The organism is Myxococcus sp. MISCRS1 (genome assembly GCF_026626605.1).
Taxonomy (GTDB): Bacteria; Myxococcota; Myxococcia; order Myxococcales; family Myxococcaceae; genus Myxococcus; species Myxococcus fulvus.
This window is the reverse complement of the sequence record NZ_JAPNKB010000001.1, coordinates 130,082-147,494: the sequence shown is the minus strand read 5'-3', so window position 1 is coordinate 147,494 and position 17,413 is coordinate 130,082. Positions and strand designations below refer to the sequence as shown.

Below are 17,413 nucleotides of genomic sequence, written 5' to 3'. Positions count from 1 at the left end.
GGAGATGGTCGGCCTGTTCATCAACACCCAGCCGGTGCGCGTGCGCTGGTCGGGGGACCTCACGTGGGCCACCTGGCTCCGCCGCATCCAGGAGCAGCAGGTGGACGCGCGCCAGCACGAGCACGCGCCCCTGGTGAAGGTGCAGCGCTGGAGCGAAGTCCCCGCGGGGACGGCGCTGTTCGACACGCTGGTCGTCTTCGAGAACTACCCCCTGGACTCCGCGCTCACGTCGGCCTCGCGAGCGCTGGAGGTCCACCGCGTCCAGTCGAAGGAGGAGGACCACTTCGGCCTCACGCTGACGTCGTCCCCGGAGGCGCGGCTCCCGCTGCACTTCCGCTACGACCGGAGCCGCTTCACGCGGGAGTTCGCGCAGGCGCAGCTGGACCGCATGGTCCTCGTGATGGAGACCCTCGCGACGCGGCCGGAGAGTCGCCTGGGCGAGCTGTCCCTGGTGTCCGCCGCGGAGCGGGAGCTGCTCCTGGTGCGCTGGAACGACACGGACCGGGAGCTTCCGTGGGAAGGCGCGCTGCACGAGCGCTTGGAGGATCAGGCCGCGCGCACGCCCGAGGCCCTGGCCGTCCTCGACGACGAGACGTCACTCTCGTTCAGGCAGCTGGACCGTCGGGCCAACAGGCTCGCCCATTGGCTGCGTGCTCGCGGCGTCGGGCCCGAGTCCCGCGTCGCGCTCTGCCTGGAGCGCGGCGTCGACATGGTGGTGGCCCTCTTCGGCGTCCTCAAGTCGGGCGGTGCGTACGTCCCCCTGGACCCGGCCCATCCACCGGAGCGACTGGGCTTCGTGGTCCAGGACGCGGGCGCCACGTTCGTCCTCTCGCAGCGCTCGCTGGCCGAGCGACCGCGGAGCCAGGGCACCGAGGTCATCTGCCTGGATGACCCGGGCATGGTGGAGGCGCTCGCCGCGGAGCCGGACACCGCGCCGCCGCGGGTCTCGCTCCCGGCGCACCTGGCCTACATCATCTACACGTCGGGCAGCACGGGCCAGCCGAAGGGCGTGATGATTCAGCACGCGTCGGTGATGAACCTGCGCGCGGCGCTCGCGTCCAAGGTCTTCGCCGGACTGAGCGGCCCGCTGCGCTTCAGCCTCAACTCGCCGCTGGCGTTCGACATGTCCGTCCAGCAGCTCGTCCACATCTCGGATGGCCATGCCTTGTGCGTGGTGTCGCAGACCGTCCGCCAGGACGCGGCCCTCCTGGTGGAGTGGGTGGAGCGACACCGCGTCGACGTGTTCGACGGCACGCCGTCCCATCTGCGCGTGCTGCTCGATGAGGGGCTGGGCGCGCATCGCCCGCTGCGCATCCTCTTCGGAGGCGAGGCGACGGACGAGACGCTCTGGGCTCGCATCGCCGCGCACCCGCACATCACCGCCGTCAACGTCTACGGGCCCACCGAGTGCACGGTGGAGGCGACGGTGCGCTTCGTGCGCGGCACGTCGGGACCCTCGCTCGGCCCACCGCTGGCGAACGTGCGGGCGTATGTCCTGGACGCGAACCTCCAGCTCGCCCCCGTGGGTGTCGCCGGCGAGCTGTTCATCGCGGGCGAGGGCGTGGGGCGTGGCTATCTGGGCCGCCCCGCGCTGACCGCGGAGCGCTTCCTCCCGAATCCCTTCAGCACCGTCCCGGGCGACCGCATGTACCGCACGGGAGACAAGGTGCACTGGCTCCCGAATGGCGAGCTCCGGTTCCTCGGGCGCATCGACTTCCAGGTGAAGCTGCGTGGCTTCCGCATCGAGCTGGGGGAGATCGAAGCCACGCTCTGCCGACACCCCGAGGTTCGCGACGCCCTGGTCCTCCTGCGCGAGGACGCGGGGTCGGCGCCGAGGCTGGTGGCGTACGTGGTGTCCTCCGGCGAGCGGGGACGCGAGCCCGCCGTGCTGCGCGAGTTCCTGCTGGAGCAGTTGCCCGAGTACATGGTGCCCGCGGCCTTCGTCGCGATGGATGAACTCCCCAGGACGAGCAGCGGCAAGGTGGATCGCCGCAACCTGCCGGCGCCCGAGATATCGGTGGTGGAGCGCACCGACGAGGTCGCGCCGCGCGACGCGAAGGAGGAGACGCTCGCCGCCATCTGGGCCCAGGTGCTCGGACGCCCCCGGGTGAGCGTGCACGATGACTTCTTCGAGCTGGGGGGAGACTCCATCCTCGGCATCCAGGTCATCTCCCGCGCCGCGCAGGCGGGGTTGCACCTGCGCGCGAAGCAGCTCTTCGAGAATCCGACCGTGGCGCGGCTCGCGGCGGTGGTCTCCGAGGCGCCCCGGGAGGTCATCGCCCAGGGACCCGTGACGGGGCCGGTGGCGCTGACGCCCATCCAGCACGGGTTCTTCGAGCACGAGCGGTCGGGAGTGCACCACTTCAATCAGGCCTTGCGCCTCACGCTGCGCGAGCGGATGGTGCCGGAGCACCTGGGCCGCGCCCTCCAGCTCGTGCGCGAGCACCACGATGCCCTGCGGCTGCGCTTCACGAAGGACGCGGAGGGACGCTGGCAGCAGGAGCTGTTGGGCCTGGACGGCGTCCTGCCCCTGGAGACGGTGGACCTCAGCAAGTCCCAGGCGCGCGAGGCCGAGTTGGTGGCCCACGCCGCGCGGGTCCAGGCGAGCCTGACGCTCTCCACGGGAGAGGTCGCGCGAGCGGTGCTGTTCGAGTCGGGACCGGACGTGCCGCAGGAATTGTTGATCGTCATCCATCACCTCGCGGTGGATGCCGTCTCCTGGCGCGTGTTGGTGGAGGACCTGCTGTCGAGCTACCAGCGGCTCCGCGCGGACGAGCCCGTGAAGCTCCCCGCGAAGACGGTGTCCTATCAGTCCTGGGCGTCACGTCTGGTGGAGCACGCGCGGACCCCCGCCGCACAGGCGGAGGCGACCTTCTGGCTCGGGCTGCCATGGGAGCGGGTGGGCGCGTTGCCGCGTGAGGTGGAGGGCGGCCCCGCGAACACGGAGGGCGCGTCGAAGGTGGTGGAGGTGGCGCTGGAGCCCGCGGAGACGCAGTTGCTCCTCCAGGACGTGGCGAAGGCGTTGCGCGCGAAGCCGGACGAGCTGTTGCTGGCGGCGCTCGCCCACGTGCTGCGTCGGTGGACGGGGGCGTCGTGCGTGCGGGTGGACATGGAGGGCCACGGGCGCGAGAACGTCTTCGGCGAGGTGGACCTCTCGCGCACGGTGGGGTGGTTCACCAGCATGTTCCCGGTGTTGGTGGAGGCGACGGGGGAGGGGCCCGGAGCGTGGGTGCGCGCCGCGAAGGAGGCGATGCGGCGCATCCCGTCCAAGGGCGTGGGCTTCGGCGTGCTGCGCTACCTGTCACCGGACCCGGCGCTGCGTGAGCGCCTGCGTGCGCTGCCCGCGCCGGAGGTGGGGTTCAACTACCTGGGACAGTTCGACAACGTGCTGCCGGCCACGGCGCCGCTGCGGATGTCCGAAGGCTCGGTGGGGCCCACGCGTGCGCCCGAGGGCATGCGCGAGCACCTGCTCGACGTGGACTGCATCGTCAGCGGCGGCAGGATGCGGCTGATGTTCACCCACGGCCCGGGGATTCATCGGACCGGGACGGTGGAGACGCTGGCTCGCGGGTTGATCTCGGCGCTGCGTGAGCTCATCGCGCATGCGACGTCGGAGGACCCGCGCGGACTGTCACCGTCGGACTTTCCGCTGGCGAAGCTGGGCCAGGGCGCGCTGGAGGGGCTCGCGGACCGGATGGCCTCGAAGGGCCTGCGCCTGCGCGACGTGGAGGACCTGTATCCGCTGTCTCCGTTGCAGCAGGGCATCCTGTTCCACATCCTCCAGGACGAAGCGTCCCAGCCCTACTTCAACCAGATGGCGTTCGAGCTGGAGGGCGCGCTCGACGTGAAGGCGCTGACGGAGGCGTGGCGACAGGCGGCACGTCGCTTCTCCATCCTCCGGACGGCGTTCTACTGGGACGGGCTGGACGCGCCGCTGCAAGCGGTGATGCGTGACGTGGAGCCCCCGGTCCAGGTCGAGGACTGGCGCGCGGTGCCTCGGGACGAGGTGGAGGCGCGGGTGTCGGCGTTCCTGGAGGAGGACCGTCGCCGCGGCGTGGAGCTCTCCGTCGCGCCGCTGTTCCGGCTGGGGCTGCTGCGGACGGACGAGCGGGTCTGGCGCGTGGTGTTCAGCTTCTCGCACCTCTTGCTGGATGGCTGGTCCACGCAGTTGGTGACGCAAGATGTGTTCACCCGGTACGAGGCGCTTCGACGCGGTGTGACGCCGCCGCGACGAGAGGTCCGGCCGTATCGAGACTTCATCGCCTGGCTGGAGCGACAGGACCCGCGCGCCGCGAAGGAGTTCTGGATCAAGGCGCTCGTGGGGTACTCGGAGCCCACGCGCGTGGACGTCGCGGCGGCGGCGCGGGGCCTGTCGGGTCGAGGCGGACAGGAGCTGCGGCTCGGAGCGGAGGAGACCGCGGCCCTCGTGGCCTTCGCGAGGCAGCAGGGCATCACCCAGAGCACCCTGGTCCAGGGCGCGTGGGCCGTGGTGCTGGGGCGCTACAGCGGTCGGGATGACGTGGTCTTCGGCGCCACCGTCGCCGGACGTCCCGCGGAGCTGACGGACTTCGAGAGCATGGTGGGCTTGTTCATCAACTCCATCCCCGTGCGCGTGCGCATGCCCTCCGAGGCGAGGGTGGGCACGTGGCTGCGGGAGCTCCAGGGATGGATGCAGGAGGCCCGTCAGTACGAGTCGACGCCGCTGGTCGACGTGCGTCGCTGGAGCGAGGTGCCCTCGGGCGAGCCGTTGTTCGAGACGCTGTTCACCTATGAGAACTATCCGATGGAGGCAGGGCTCTCCACGCCGTCGGAGGACCTCGTGGTGCGCAACCCCATGGCGGTGGAGGCGGACCACCACCCCATCTCCCTGGTGGTCATGCCGGGGAACGAGTGGGTGCTCAAGCTGAACCATGACGCCGCGCGCTTCGACGCGCTCGCGGTGCGGCGGATGCTCGAGCAGGTGCGCCACCTGTTGTCCGAGCTGCGCGGCAAGGTCGAACAGCCCTTGTCGACGCTCGACCTGATGGGCGCGGACGAGCGGCGGCGGCTGCTGGAGGAGTGGAGCGGGCGGAGCGGGCTCTCGTCACCCGGTCAGACGCTGCACGAGCGCTTCGAGGCGCAGGTCGCGCGCACGCCCGAGGCGTTGGCGGTCCTGGATGACGAGACGTCGCTCACGTTCAGCCAGCTCGACCATCGGGCGAACAGGCTCGCCCGGTGGCTGCGCGCTCGCGGCGTCGGGCCCGAGTCCCGCGTGGCCCTCTGCCTGGAGCGCGGCGTCGACATGGTCGTCGCCGTGCTGGGTGTCCTCAAGTCGGGCGGTGCGTACGTCCCCCTGGACCCGGCGCATCCTCGCGAGCGACTGGCCTTCGTGCTCCAGGACGCGCGCGCCGCGTTCGTCCTCACGCAGCGTGCGCTGTCCGAGCGAGTGGAGGCACAGGGCGTCGAGGTCATCCCTCTGGATGAGCCGGACATGGTGGAGGCGCTCGCCTCGGAGTCGGAAAGCGCGCCGCCGCGTGTCTCGCTTCCGGAGCACCTGGCCTACGTCATCTACACGTCGGGGAGCACGGGCCAACCGAAGGGCGTGATGATTCAGCACGCGTCGGTGATGAACCTGCGCGCGGCGCTCGCGTCCACGGCCCTCGTGGGTTTGAACGGTCCGCTGCGCTTCAGTGTCAGCGCGCCGCTGGCCTTCGACGCGTCCGTCCAGCAGCTCGTTCAAATCTCGGATGGACACACCTTGTGCGTGGTGCCTCAGGCTGCTCGCCAGGATGCGGCCTTGTTGGTGGCGTGGGTCGAGCGACACGGCGTCGACGTGCTCGACTGTGCGCCGTCCCACCTGCGCCTGCTTCTCGGTGAGGGGCTGGCGTCTCGTCGCGAGCTGCGAGTCCTCGTGGGCGGCGAAGCGGTGGATGAGGCGCTCTGGGAGCAGCTCTCCCTCCACCCGCGCATCACCGCGTTCAACGTCTATGGGCCCACCGAGTGCACGGTGGACTCCACGGTGCGTGCCGTGCGTGGAGCAGCGCGGCCTTCGCTTGGAGCCCCGCTGGCGAATGTCCGGGCGTACGTCCTGGACGCGAACCTCCAACCTGTCGCCGTGGGTGTGCCCGGGGAGCTGTTCCTGGCAGGCGAGGGTGTGGGGCGTGGCTATCTGGAACGTCCAGCGCTGACAGCGGAGCGGTTCGTTCCCAATCCCTTCAGCACCGTCCCAGGCGCGCGCATGTACCGCACGGGAGACAAGGCGCGCTGGCTCCCCGACGGTGAGCTCGCGTTCCTCGGCCGCCTCGACTTCCAGGTGAAGCTGCGTGGCTTCCGCATCGAGCTGGGGGAAATCGAGTCCGTGCTGCGCGCGCATCCCTCGGTGGGGGATGCGGTGGCGGTGGTGCGTGACGAGGGCTCCGCGGGCGCGAAGCTGGTGGCGTACGTGGTGCTCTCGCGTGAGCATCCCGAGCGGCCCGACCCCACGGAGCTCCGTGCGCATCTGGTGGGCCGGCTGCCTGAGTACATGGTTCCCTCCGCGCTGACGGTGTTGGAGTCATTGCCACTGACGCCGAGTGGCAAGGTGAATCGCAGGGCCCTGCCTGCGGTGGAGCTGGGGGCGGCGGCGGGAGGCGACTTCGTCGCGCCGGGGACCGCGACGGAGCAGTTGCTGGCGGGGATCTTCGCGGAGGTGCTGGGGCTCGACAGGGTGGGGATTCACAGCCACTTCTTCGAGCTGGGCGGACACTCGCTGCTGGCGACGCGAGCCATCTCGCGGATTCGGAGCGCGTTCAACCTGGAGGTCCCGCTGCGGGAGCTGTTCGTCTCGCCCACCGTGGCGTCGCTCGCGGTGCGCGTGGACCGGTTGATTCGAGCGGGGGCGTCGTTGGCGGTGCCGCCGTTGAAGCCTCGCGAGGACAAGGGGCAGCCGGCGCGGCTCTCCTTCGCGCAGCAGCGACTGTGGTTCCTGGACCAGCTGGAGCCCGGCAGCGCTTCGTACAACATGCCGGGTGCCGTGCGGATGAGCGGTCCGCTGGACACCGAGGCCTTGGCGAGGACGTTCCAGGAGCTTGTCCGCCGTCATGAAGCCCTGCGCACCACGTTCCGGAGTGAGAACGGCGTGGCCGTGCAGAGGGTCTCGGCCGAAGTCGAGGTGCCTCTGCGCGTGGTCCAGTTGGATGGACTCCCGGAGTCCGCGCGTGAGGCAGCGGCGCGTCGTCATGTGGAGCAGGCGGTGTTGCTCCCGTTCGACCTGTCGCGCGGGCCGCTGCTGCGGGCGACGTTGGTGAGGCTGTCTGAAGAGGAGCACGTGTTGGTGGTGGTGCTGCACCACATCGTGTCGGACGGCTGGTCGACGGGGCTGTTGGTGAGGGAGGTGGCGGCGCTCTATGGGGCGTATGCGGAGGGGAAGCCGTCGCCGTTGGGCGAGCTGCCGGTGCAGTACGGAGACTACGCGGAGTGGCAGCGAGGGTGGCTGCGGGGGGAAGTGCTGGAGCAGCAGGTGGAATACTGGCGCAAGCAGTTGGAGGGAGCGCCAAAGGCTCTGGAGTTGGTGACGGACAAGCCGAGGCCCGCGGCGCAGAGCTTCCGTGGGGCGGTGTTGGAGCGGCGGTGGGAGAAGGGACTGTGGAGGAAGGTGGAGGAGGTGAGTCGTCGTGAAGGGGTGACACCCTTCATGGTGTTGCTGAGCGCATACCAGGTGGTGCTGGCGAGGCACGCGGGGCAGCGGGAAGTGGTGGTGGGTTTCCCGATTGCAGGACGCACGCACGCGGAGACCGAAGGGCTGATCGGGTACTTCGCGAACACGCTGGTGCTGAGGGGGCGAGTGGAGGAGGGGGAGACGTTCGGAGAGTTGGTGGGGAGGGCGAAGGAGGTGACGTTGGGGGCGTACGCGCACCAGGACGTGCCTTTTGAGAAGCTGGTGGAGGAGCTGCTACCGCAGAGGGACATGAGCCGCAGTCCGCTGTTCCAGGTGAGCCTGACGTTGCAGAACACGCCCGGGGTGGAGGTGAAGCTGGGGAAGGGGCTGGTGCTGAAGGGGCTGGAGACGGACACGAAGACGTCGAAGTTCGACCTCTCGCTGTCCGTGGGCGAGGACGCGGACGGGGTGGTGGTGGCGCTGAACTACAACAGCGACCTGTTCGAGGAAGGGACAGCGGAGCGGTTGGTGAGGCACGTGAGGCGAGTGCTGGAAGGAGGCGTGGAGGGGTGGGGGAAGAAGGTGCGGGAGCTGTCGCTGGAGACAGCGGCAGAGCGGCAGCGAGTGGTGGTGGAGTGGAGCGGGCGTAAGCATGTGTCCGGGACGAAGTCCCGCGAGCACGGCCAGCTTCCGCACTCGGTGACGAGCGCTGCGCTGTCTGATGTCCAATCGATGGCGGCGTGGAACGACCGAGGAGGAAGTCCTCCTTCAACAGGTGAACAGACCCTGGCTGCGCTGTTCGAAGCGACGGTGGCCGCTGGACCTGACGCGGTCGCGGTGGTCGACAGTGCCGGGGAGTCACTGACGTACGGGCAGCTCAACGAGAGAGCGAACCAGCTGGCGCACCACTTGAGGGGAGTGGGAGTGGGCCCCGAAGTGCGGGTGGGGCTGAGAGTGGAGCGCTCGTTGGAGTGGGTGGTGGCGGTGCTGGGGGTGGTGAAGGCGGGAGGAGCGTACGTGCCGCTGGAGGGGAGCAACCCGGCGGAGCGAATGAGGTGGATGAAGAGGGAGGCGGGGGTGGCGGTGGTGGTGGGCCGCGAGGAGTTGGTGGAGGAGGTGGCGGAGAGTACGGACGTGGTGGTGAGCCTCGACGCGGACGCGGCGTTGATTGGACGTCAGCCAAAGAGCAACCCGCCGCTCCGAGGAGATGGAAGCAGTCTGGCGTACGTCATGTACACGTCGGGAAGCACGGGGACGCCGAAGGGCGTGGGGGTGCCGCAGAAGGCAGTGGCGAGACTGGTGAAGGGAGCCACGTACGCGAGCTTCAGCGCGGAGGAGGTGTGGTTGCAGTTGGCGCCGGTGGGCTTCGACGCGTCGACGCTGGAGGTATGGGGCGCGCTGCTGAACGGAGCGAAGCTGGTGGTGTACCCGGCGAAGGAGCTTGCGCTGGAGGAAGTGGCGGCGACGCTGAAGGCGCACGAAGTGACGTCGCTGTGGCTGACGGCGGCGCTCTTCGAGCAGATGCAGGCGTACCAGCCGGAGGCACTGGCGGGAGTGAAGCAGGTGCTGGCGGGAGGAGACGTGCTGCCGGTGCAGCGGGTGAAGGAGCGGCTGCGCGCGGGAGGCACGCTCATCAACGGGTACGGCCCGACGGAGAACACGACGTTCACGACGACGTGGAGGATGCAGAAGGAGTCGGACGTCGGAGAGAGAGGAGCGCCGATTGGTCGCCCGGTGGAAGGCACGGAAGTGTACGTGCTGGACGAGGGACTGCGTCCTGTGGCGGTGGGAGTGCCGGGAGAGCTGTACGCCGGAGGCGAGGGGCTGGCGCGAGGGTACGTGGGGAGGCCGGAGCTGACGGCGGAGCGCTTCGTGCCGAGCCCGTTTGGAGAGGGCGAGAGGCTGTACCGGACAGGAGACGTGGTCCGCTGGAGGGACGACGGAGCGCTGGAGTTTTTGGGGAGGCGAGACGGGCAGGTGAAGGTGAGGGGGTACCGGATTGAGTTGGGGGAGGTGGAGGAGGGGCTGAAGCAGCAGGCAGGAGTGAAGGAAGCAGTGGCGGTGGTGAGGGAGGAGAGAGGGGACAAGAGGCTGGTGGGGTACGTGGTGGGAGAGGTGGAGGGGGCGGCGGTGAAGGAGGGGATGAGGAGGAGGCTGCCGGAGTACCTGGTGCCGACGGTGGTGGTGGTGCTGGAGGCGCTGCCGCTTACGGCGAACGGGAAGGTGGACCGCAGGGCGCTGCCGGCGCCGGAGGCGGTGACGTCACCGGAAGACGCCTACGAAGCGCCGCGAGAGGGGTTGGAAGCGAAGCTGGCGGAGGTGTTCAGCGAAGTGCTGGGAGCGAAGCGAGTCGGGAGGAAGGACGACTTCTTCGAACTCGGAGGACACTCGCTGCTGGCGACGCAGGTGGTGGCGCGAGTGCGCGCACTCACTGGCATCGACCTCCCGCTGCGGACTCTCTTCGAAGCACCGACCCTCGAAGCGCTCGCGAGACGTCTCGATTCCTCGCGTGGGGACAGCACGACGCCCGACGTCTTCCCGCTGGTCCCTCGGCCTCGCTCTGGCCCACCGCCGCTGTCGTTCGCGCAGCAGCGCCTGTGGTTCTTCGAACAGCTCTCTCCTGGCAGCGCCGCCTACAACGTACCGATCCACCTCCAGGTGAATGGGGCGCTGCGAATCGACGCGCTCGAGCGCGCGTTCTCCGCACTGGTGGCGCGTCACGAATCCCTGCGCACCAGCTTCGCCCTGCACGAGGGGGAGCCAGTCCAGGTCATCCACGCCCCCGACGACTTCCAGCTCCCCTTCGAGGACCTGAGCGCGTTGTCCGAAGTAGACCGCCGGAGCGCGGTGCGGCGCCGTGCCGTCGAGGAGTCGCTGCGCCCGTTCGACCTCGGACAGCCCAGGCTCCTGCGCGCCACGCTGCTCCGACTCGCTCCCGAGCAACATGTGCTGTCGCTGGTGATGCACCACATCGTCTCGGACGGCTGGTCCCTGGGCGTGCTGGTGCGAGAACTCGGCGCGCTCTACGTGGCCTTCTCCGAGGGACAACAGGCACCGCTGCCCGCGCTCCCTGTGCAGTACGCGGACTACGCGCTCTGGCAACGCGAGTGGCTGAGCGGAACGCGACTGGAGACGCAGCTCGACTGGTGGAGGGAGCGGCTCGCCGGATCGCCCCCGCATCTGGAGTTGCCCATCAAGGGGCCTCGCCCCGCGGTCCAATCGCAGCGAGGCTCCACCGTCCCCGTACGGCTCCCGGGCGCGCTGCGAGACGCGGTGGGCGCGCTGGCCCGCGAGACGGGAACCACCCCCTTCATGGTGTTGCTCTCGGCGTTCCAGGTGTTGCTGTCCCGCTACTCGGGGCAGGACGACATCAGCGTGGGCTCGCCCATCGCGGGCCGCCGGTATGCGGAGACGGAGGGCCTCATCGGCTTCTTCGTCAACACGTTGGTCCTGCGCGCGCGGGTGCAGCCCGCGGAGACGTTCCTCCAACTGCTGGCCCAGGTTCGTGAGACCACGCTCGGGGCCTACGAGCACCAGGACCTCCCCTTCGAGAAGCTGGTGGAGGCGCTGCGTCCCGCCCGCGACTTGAGCCGCACCGCGCTGTTCCAGGTCCTGTTCGTCCTGCAGAACGCTCCGGTGGAGGCGCTCGAGCTCCCCGCGTTGTCCCTCGTGCCGTTGGAGACGGAGGGCACGGAGGCCGCGCGCTTCGAGCTGTCCCTGAACCTGAGCGAGACCTCGGAGGGAATCACGGGGACACTGCTGTTCAACTCCGACCTGTTCTCCGAGTCCACGGCGGCGCGCATGGTGGCGCACCTTCAGGTGCTGCTGGAGGCGATCACCGCGAACCCTGGCCAGCGCCTCTCCGCGCTGCCGCTGATGACGCCAGCCGAGCGGCAACAGGTCCTGGGCTCGTGGTCCACGACCCCTGCGGACTTCTCGAACGCGGCGCCGTTGCATGTGCTCATCGAGCAACAGGCGGCCCGAACCCCCATGGCGCCCGCCGTGCGCTACGAGGACGTGCTGCTGTCGTACGCGCAGCTCGACGCACGAGCCAATCAGCTCGCGATGCATCTGCGGGAGCTCGGCGTCGGGCCGGATGTCCCGGTGGCGCTGTGCCTGGAGCGGAGCGTGGAGTTGGTGGTGGCGCTGCTGGGTGTCCTGAAGGCCGGAGGCGCCTACGTGCCGCTGGAGCCAGCACAGCCCGCGACGCGTCTGCGCGTGCTCGTGGAGGAGGTCGCCGCGCCCGTCGTGGTGACGGAGTCTCGTCACGCTGCTTCGTTCGAGACCTGCGCCGCGCGTCGGGTGTTGATGGACTGGGACGCCGCGCTGCTAGCGGAGCATTCAGCAGCCGCGCCGGCCGTGCTGGTCGCGCCGGAGAACACCGCATACGTGTTGTTCACCTCGGGCAGCACGGGGCGTCCCAAGGGCGTGGCCGTGTCACACGGGGCGCTGGTCAACTACGTCCAGGCCGCGACCGAGCGGCTCGGGCTGCGTGAGTGCGCGAGCTTCGCGTTGGTGTCCACCTTCGGCGCGGACCTGGGCAACACGGTGCTGTTCCCGGCGCTGTGCACGGGAGGCGTGCTGCATGTCCTCTCGTCTGAGCGCCTGGGCAATCCCATGGGCGTGGCGGAGTACTTCCAGCGTCACCCGGTGGACTGCGTGAAGATGGTGCCCGCGCACCTCTCCGCCTGGTTGACGGCGCCGGAGCCGGCGCGAGTGCTGCCTCGCAAGCGACTGGTCCTGGGTGGTGAATCCTCGACGTGGGCGCTGGTGGAGCAGGTGCGTGCCCTGGCTCCGACGCTGGAGGTGTTCAACCACTACGGCCCCACGGAGACGACCGTGGGTGTGCTCGCGGGACCGGTGGATGCGGTGGTCCGGGCGGCGGCCGTGCCGCTGGGGCGGCCGTTGGCGAAGGCGCGCGTGTACGTGCTGGATGCCGAGCTGCGTCCGGTGCCGACCGGAGTGCCCGGCGAGCTGTTCATCGGCGGCGAGCAGGTGGCGCGTGGGTATCTGGGGCGCCCTGACCTGACGGCGGAGCGTTTCGGTCCGGACCCGTTCAGCCCAGTGTCGGGAGCTCGGATGTACCGCACGGGGGACAGGGTGCGGTGGCTCGAGGATGGCAGGGTGGAGTTCCTGGGCCGCGCGGACTTCCAGGTGAAGGTGCGAGGCTTCCGCGTGGAGCCTGGAGAGGTGGCGGCGGTCCTGCGCGAGCATCCCTCGGTGGGTGACGCGGTGGTGGTGGCTCGCGAGGACGCGGCTGGTGACAAGCGGCTGGTCGCGTATGTCATCGCGAGCGCCTCGGGAGTCGTGGACCTGGGGATGTTGCGAGGCTTCCTCCAGGAGCGCTTGCCGGCGCACATGGTGCCCTCGGGTTTCATGGTGCTGGAGGCGTTGCCGCTGACGCCGAATGGCAAGCTGGATCGCCGGGCGTTGCCCGAACCGGAGGCGGGGGCTCTGGCTTCAGACACGGTGCATGTGCCGCCCGCGACGCCGATGGAGGAGTCGCTGGCCTCCATCTGGAAGGAGGTCCTGCGAGTCGAGCGCGTGAGTCGTCACGATGACTTCTTCGCGCTGGGTGGGCATTCGCTCATCGCGACGCAGGTGGTGGCGCGGCTGCGTGGCTCGCTGGGCGTGGAGGTGCCGCTGAGGGCGCTATTCGAGGCGCCCACGCTGGAGGGACTTGCGCGCAAGGTGGAGCAGGTCGCGCGAGCCGTCTCGGTACCGGCGTTGCGGCCCTCCGCGCGGCCGGGGGCACTGCCGTTGTCCTTCGCGCAGCAGCGCCTGTGGTTCCTCGACAAGCTCGAACCTGGGAGTGTCACGTACAACGTCCCGTCGGCGCTCCGGTTGGAGGGGGCTCTCGATGTGGAGGCGCTGGAGCGAGCGTTCTCCGAGGTGATTCGTCGTCACGAGAACCTGCGCACCAGCTTCCCTGATGAGGGCGGTGTGCCCGTGCAGGTGATCTCCCCACCATCGCGGTTCCAGTTCCGTCGAGTCGAGCTGCACGAGGAGACGGAGCGAGAGTCGACGTTGCTGCGTCTCGTCGGCGAGGAGGTCGCGCGGCCGTTCAATCTGTCGCGAGGGCCGCTGCTGCGGGCGACGTTGGTGAGGCTCTCCGAGGAGGAGCACGTGTTGGTGGTGGTGATGCACCACATCGTGTCGGACGGCTGGTCGACGGGGCTGTTGGTGAGGGAAGTGGCGGCGCTCTATGGGGCGTATGCGGAGGGGAAGCCGTCGCCGCTGGGCGAGCTGCCGGTGCAATACGGGGACTACGCGGAGTGGCAGCGAGGGTGGTTGCAGGGGGAAGTGCTGGAGCAGCAGGTGGAGTACTGGCGCAAGCAGTTGGAAGGGGCGCCGAGGGCGTTGGAGCTGGTGACGGACAGGCCGAGGCCGGCGGCGCAGAGCTTCCGGGGTGGCTTCGTCCAGACGCAGTGGCCGAAAGAGCTGTGGAGGAAGGTGGAGGAGGTGAGTCGTCGTGAAGGGGTGACACCCTTCATGGTGCTGCTGAGCGCGTACCAGGTGGTGCTGTCGAGGCACGCGGGGCAGCGGGAAGTGGTGGTGGGTTTCCCGATTGCAGGGCGAACGCACGCGGAGACGGAAGGGCTGATCGGATACTTCGCGAACACGCTGGTGCTGAGGGGGCGAGTGGAGGAGGGGGAGACGTTCGGGGAGCTGGTGGGGAGGGCGAAGGAGGTGACGTTGGGTGCGTACGCGCACCAGGACGTGCCGTTCGAGAAGCTGGTGGAGGAGCTGCTGCCGGAACGGGATTTGAGCCGCAGTCCGCTGTTCCAGGTGAGCCTGACGTTGCAGAACACGCCCGGGGTGGAGGTGAAGCTGGGGAAGGGGCTGGTGCTGAGAGGCTTGGAGACGGACACGAAGACGTCGAAGTTCGACTTCTCGTTGCTCGTGGGAGATGGCCCGGACGGTGTGGCCGTGGTGCTGAACTACAACAGCGACCTGTTCGAGGAAGGGACAGCGGAGCGGTTGATGAGGCACGTGAGGCGAGTGCTGGAAGGAGGCGTGGAGGGGTGGGGGAAGCGTGTGAGGGAGTTGCCGCTGGAGACGGAGGAGGAGCGGCGGCGGGTGGTGGCGTGGAGCGGCCGAGGCTCATCGCGCGCGGAGAGGCTTGGCGCAGAGCCTGGTGAGAATGAACAGCAGGAGGCGCGACGCCAGCACGGACAGAGCCCGCGGTCGTTGCATGAGCAGACCCTGGCTGCGCTGTTCGAAGCGACGGTGGCCGCTGGACCTGACGCGGTCGCGGTGGTCGACAGTGCCGGGGAGTCACTGACGTACGGGCAGCTCAACGAGAGAGCGAACCAGCTGGCGCACCACTTGAGGAGCGTGGGAGTGGGCCCCGAAGTGCGGGTGGGGCTGAGAGTGGAGCGCTCGTTGGAGTGGGTGGTGGCGGTGCTGGGGGTGGTGAAGGCGGGAGGAGCGTACGTGCCGCTGGAGGGGAGCAACCCGGCGGAGCGAATGAGGTGGATGAAGAGGGAGGCGGGGGTGGCGGTGGTGGTGGGCCGCGAGGAGTTGGTGGAGGAGGTGGCGGAGAGCACGGACGTGGTGGTGAGCCTCGACGCGGACGCGGCGTTGATTGGACGTCAGCCAAAGAGCAACCCGCCGCTCCGAGGAGATGGAAGCAGTCTGGCGTACGTCATGTACACGTCGGGAAGCACGGGGACGCCGAAGGGCGTGGGGGTGCCGCAGAAGGCAGTGGCGAGACTGGTGAAGGGAGCCACGTACGCGAGCTTCAGCGCGGAGGAGGTGTGGCTGCAGTTGGCGCCCGTGGGCTTCGACGCATCGACGCTGGAGGTATGGGGTGCGCTGCTGAACGGAGCGAAGCTGGTGGTGTACCCGGCGAAGGAACTGGCGCTGGAGGAAGTGGCTGCCACGCTGAAGGCGCACCAGGTGACGTCGCTGTGGCTGACAGCGGCGCTCTTCGAGCAGATGCAGGCGTACCAGCCGGAGGCACTGGCGGGAGTGAAGCAGGTGCTGGCGGGAGGAGACGTGCTGCCGGTGCAGCGGGTGAAGGAGCGGCTGCGCGCGGGAGGCACGCTCATCAACGGGTACGGCCCGACGGAGAACACGACGTTCACGACGACGTGGAGGATGCAGAAGGAGTCGGACGTTGGAGAGAGAGGAGCGCCGATTGGGCGTCCGGTGGAAGGCACGGAAGTGTACGTGCTGGACGAGGGACTGCGTCCTGTGGCGGTGGGAGTGCCGGGAGAGCTGTACGCGGGAGGCGAGGGGCTGGCGCGGGGGTACGTGGGGAAGCCGGAGCTGACGGCGGAGCGCTTCGTGCCGAGTCCGTTTGGGGACGGGGAGCGGCTGTACCGGACAGGGGACGTGGTCCGCTGGAGGGACGACGGAGCGCTGGAGTTCCTGGGGCGGCGTGACGGGCAGGTGAAGGTGAGGGGGTACCGGATTGAGTTGGGGGAGGTGGAGGAGGGGCTGAAGCAGCAGGCAGGAGTGAAGGAAGCAGTGGCGGTGGTGAGGGAGGAGAGAGGGGACAAGAGGCTGGTGGGGTACGTGGTGGGAGAGGTGGAGGGGGCGGCGGTGAAGGAGGGGATGAGGAGGAGGCTGCCGGAGTACCTGGTGCCGACGGTGGTGGTGGTGCTGGAGGCGCTGCCGCTGACGGCGAACGGGAAGGTGGACCGCAGGGCGCTGCCGGAGCCGGAGGCGGTGACGTCACCGGAAGACGTCTACGAAGCACCGCGAGAGGGACTGGAAGCGAAGCTGGCGGAGGTGTTCAGCGAGGTGCTGGGAGCGAAGCGAGTCGGGAGGAAGGACGACTTCTTCGAACTCGGAGGGCACTCGCTGCTGGCGACGCAGGTGGTGGCGCGAGTGCGTGCACTCACCGGCATCGACCTCCCACTGCGTGCCCTCTTCGAGGCCCCTTCGGTCGAACAGCTCGCGTCGTGGCTCGAAGTGTCCCGTGGTGACAGCCCGGCCCGAGACTGCGTGACGTTGCAGGCCGAGGGCACGGGCACGCCGGTGTTCTTCGTTCACGCGGTTGGCGGAGCGGTGGGACCCTATCGGCTGCTCTCACGGTGGATGGGAGCGGACCGACCGGTCTACGCCTTCCAGTCGCCAGGGCTCGACGGCGCGGAGCCTCCACTCGAACACATGGACGCGCTCGTGCGGCGTTACGTGGCCGCGCTGCGCGCCGTACGACCCGAAGGCCCGTATGTGCTCGGGGGCTGGTCCATGGGCGGCGTCGTGGCCTTCGAGATGGCTCGCGAGCTGGAGCGTCAGGGACAGCGCGTCGAACAGCTCATCCTCCTCGACAGCTTCGCGTCCACGGACGAGCTGCTCACGCAAGGACCCGACGACGCGCTGCTCCTCGCGGGGATGGCGATGGACCTCGCGCGGACCGCGGGAGTCGAGTCGACGCTCCGGCCCGAGTCTCTCGCGGGGCTCTCCGAAGATGAGCAGCTCGCTCGGGTCATCGCGTATGCACGGGAGTCCGGGTGGCTTCCCCCCGAGGTCCAGGACTCGGACCTCCGGGCCTGGCGCGACGTGACCCGCGCGAACCTGCGGGTCCTGTCCACGTTCCGTCCAGGTGCCTACGGAGGCCCCGTGTTGCTGCTGCGCGCGAAGGACGCGAAGCGGGAGCGCTCCGTGGAGCCGACCCACGGATGGTCTCGCTACGTGGACCCGGAGCAACTCGAGGTCGAGGACGTCCCGGGCACCCACTACACCCTGCTGCACGCTCCGCACGTCCAGGCCCTGGCCGCGCGAATCGTGAAGCACGTCTCCGAGCCCTTCCTGCGGCAGGACGACGAACGGAACGAGGGCGCCTGA

1 protein-coding gene (only partly in view) is annotated in these 17,413 nt (G+C 69.3%); it reads left to right on the top strand.

What is annotated here, in order from left to right; all coding sequences use genetic code 11:
• Positions 1-17,413, top strand: the 3' portion of a protein-coding gene (locus OWM54_RS00485; protein ID WP_267696313.1) for a non-ribosomal peptide synthase/polyketide synthase. 854 nt of this gene lie to the left of the window's left edge; only the last 17,413 of its 18,267 coding nucleotides appear in the window; its start codon lies beyond the left edge, outside the window; the stop codon is at positions 17,411-17,413.